Raw genomic sequence first — 2,155 nt, 5'->3', positions numbered from 1 at the left:
AAATAGTAATTTGTCTGCCTAGTGATTTGATTGTGAAAAATGAATCATGAAGTTATTGAATATAGTTGATGATTAACATGTTTTTTTGGTTGATGAATAATTTTTTTAAATGCCTTAAATTAATTATTTTTTGATTTAAAGAGTTTTAATTAAAAATAAAAAAATAGTGTTGGTTGAAGATTAAGGTTGATGATTAATGTTTTGATGAAAAAATTTATATATGATTTTTAGGAATCTGAAGCTTTGCCCACATGTCTTAATGCATAAACACATAGCGGCAGAGCCAATAGTGAAACAATTGCGGCTATGAGAAAGATCAATGTGAAACCTGTGCTTTCAGTTACAAATGAACCTATCAGTGCCGGTCCGAATCCCGTTGTGGTATTACAGAATACAAAAAATGTTGCAAGACCGTACGAGCGGCGATTCGGAGGTATGCTTCTTGTAATTATTGATGTGCCTGCAGAGGACAATGTTCCAAAGCCCAGTGCGGTACATACTGCACATATTATAACAGTAATGTTGGAAGGGGCGAACACTATCAAAAACAGTCCGATTGTCTGAGCTATTATTCCGATATAACATACAATCTTGTCTCCGCCTTTATCCTGAATTTTTCCGGCAATAGGTCTTAACATCAGCAGAACTATCGAATATATTACAAAAAACCATGAAAACGCTCCGGTAAGGTTCACTTCAACCGCATAAAGTTTATGGAATGATAAAAGAGCAATGTAGCCAAGGCCTAAAAATGATATGAAAACTGAAATCGGAATTGCGCTGAGTTCGATGAATCTTTCAATGCCAGTGTATTCATCATTGTTTGTGTTTGCTGGTTTTTCTATTTCATATTCTGAAGAGTCAACTAAAAGAAAGAGTATTATTCCGATGACTGAAGAAATGCAGACTGCAATAAAACATCCGGAATAATTGAAATGATTGAATATTGCATTTTCAAGAAATGGTCCTAGCCCGACAGCCAGGGTTGTTGAAAGCATGAAATATCCGAATGCTTCGGAATAATGTTTTTTGGGAATGATTGCAGTGACGATAGTTAAAAGGGCATTTGAAGATGCGGCTGCTGCAAATCCCTGGATGAATCTGAAAATAACCAGCAAAATCAGGTTGTCTGTTAAAAGATATGATGCGGAAGCTATCAGGTCAATTACCATAAAAAACAGGGCAAAATTTCTCCATCTGTGTCTTTCAAGCCCATTTCCTGAGTAAAATCTTGAAAACAGCCCTCCGAACATGTTGATTCCTGAAATCAGTCCGGCAACTGTTACTGTTGCACCTATTGTCAGCGCGTAGGATGTCATTGATGAGACAAGCGCATACATTACCATGCTGACAAAAAGTGATGATGCAAAAAGCAGCACAAATGATTTTGTAAAGATTCTTTCAGATTCCGTTGAAGTCATTATATCATTTTTCAGTTTAAGTTTTTGATTATTCTTTCCAAGTATTCTTCAAGGTTTTCAAGCTCTTCATCGGCGAATAACTTTTTAATATTGCTTTCAAACTCTTTTTGTTTTGAAAAATTAAGTTTGAGCATTTCAAGTCCTTTTGGAGTTATTGAAAGGACATATCTGCGTTTATCTTCATTGCTTTTTATGCGCTTGATGAATTCTTTTTTCTCAAGCCTTTTGATACCTCGTGTAACACTTGATTCGTGAAAATTAAGTTTTTTTGAAATTTCCCTTTGTGTGAGGTTTTCATTTGCATAAATCAAATATAAAAACTGAAAATCTCCATAAAATACGTCATAATCCTTCAACTGGGCATCAATGTATGTTGTGTTCATTTTGCTTAAAAGTCTTATTCTGTAGATTATCGGTAAAATTTCTGTCAGTTCCATTTTCACATCCTCAAATAATACTTGCCTATACAAGTATTTGTTTTAAATGTATTTAAATATGTTGCATAACATTAAACAGTGCCTGTTATCTAATGTCGATATTGCCCCATTAAAAGTTGCTGATGCGATAACCACTATTGTAGCTATTGTCAGCGGCACGTATCATGAAATGGAAAGTGAATTCCCATAATTAACCGCTTAACATTAACGGCAAGGGTTAGCTATTAAAAATTGTATTGAAACTCGCTGATATATAACGGATTGGGAGAATGAAGGGCAGATAAACTGATATTTATA

At 34.5% G+C, this 2,155-nt stretch carries 3 protein-coding genes; 1 reads left to right on the top strand and 2 read right to left on the bottom strand.

The annotated features are described in order from the left end of the window. Positions 1-227: 227 nt before the first annotated feature. Both Q4Q55_RS10465 and Q4Q55_RS10460 read right to left on the bottom strand, forming a co-directional pair. Positions 228-1,421: an MFS transporter gene (locus Q4Q55_RS10465; protein ID WP_303372737.1), complete on the bottom strand. Its 1,194-nt coding sequence runs from the start codon at positions 1,419-1,421 to the stop codon at positions 228-230. A gap of 11 nt (positions 1,422-1,432) precedes the next feature. Beyond that, entirely contained in the window at positions 1,433-1,858 is a 426-nt protein-coding gene (locus Q4Q55_RS10460) for a MarR family winged helix-turn-helix transcriptional regulator (RefSeq protein WP_303372736.1), read from the bottom strand. A gap of 46 nt (positions 1,859-1,904) precedes the next feature. On the opposite strand from Q4Q55_RS10460, the gene Q4Q55_RS10455 reads away from it, so the two are divergent. After that, the gene (locus Q4Q55_RS10455) at positions 1,905-2,048 is read left to right on the top strand and encodes a hypothetical protein (RefSeq protein ID WP_303372735.1); all 144 of its coding nucleotides are present in this window, start codon (positions 1,905-1,907) and stop codon (positions 2,046-2,048) included. Positions 2,049-2,155: the final 107 nt, after the last annotated feature.

The sequence above is a fragment of the Methanobrevibacter sp. genome, from assembly GCF_030539555.1.
Taxonomy (GTDB): Archaea; Methanobacteriota; Methanobacteria; order Methanobacteriales; family Methanobacteriaceae; genus Methanocatella.
Note: the sequence above shows the minus strand (reverse complement) of the source record. Positions and strands in the feature narration are given on the sequence as shown.

Excerpts from the sequence above, each read along its gene's own strand:
- Q4Q55_RS10460 (WP_303372736.1), bottom strand. The coding sequence starts at position 1,858 with ATGGAACTGACAGAAATTTTACCGATAATCTACAGAATAAGACTTTTA.
- Q4Q55_RS10455 (WP_303372735.1), top strand. The coding sequence starts at position 1,905 with ATGTATTTAAATATGTTGCATAACATTAAACAGTGCCTGTTATCTAAT.
- Q4Q55_RS10465 (WP_303372737.1), bottom strand. The coding sequence starts at position 1,421 with ATGACTTCAACGGAATCTGAAAGAATCTTTACAAAATCATTTGTGCTG.